Consider the following 401-nt stretch of genomic DNA (forward strand, 5'->3'; position numbering starts at 1 on the left):
CTTCCGGAGCCTAGGGTGGCATCGATGGCACGCCCGCATGTGGTGGTGATCGGCGCCGGGTTCGGCGGATTGCGGGTCGTCAACGTGCTCCGCGGTCACCCGGTCGACGTGACCGTGATCGACCGTCACAACTTCCACACCTTCCAGCCGCTGCTGTACCAGGTGGCGACAGCCGGGCTCGACGCCGGCGACGTCAGCTTTCCGGTGCGCGGCATCCTGCGACGCAACCCGGCGGCGCGCTTCGTGCTGGGGGCGGTGACGTCGATCGATCTCGAACGACGAGAGGTCGTCGTCGACGATCAGCGCCCGATCGAGTTCGACTACCTCGTCGTCGCCGCCGGCTCTGTGTCGACCGACTTCGGCATCGCCGGCGTCGCCGAGCACGCCTGTGCGCTGAAGAC

The 401-nt window shown here is 68.3% G+C and carries 1 protein-coding gene; it reads left to right on the forward strand.

Annotation, left to right across the window (positions count from 1 at the left end; all coding sequences use genetic code 11):
- Positions 1–24: 24 nt before the first annotated feature.
- Positions 25–401, forward strand: a 377-nt coding sequence (locus I6F37_RS43140; RefSeq protein WP_225154854.1) for an NAD(P)/FAD-dependent oxidoreductase, incomplete at its 3' end; no start/stop codon positions are given.

The sequence above is a fragment of the Bradyrhizobium sp. NBAIM08 genome (genome assembly GCF_020193935.1).
Lineage (GTDB): Bacteria > Pseudomonadota > Alphaproteobacteria > Rhizobiales > Xanthobacteraceae > Bradyrhizobium > Bradyrhizobium yuanmingense.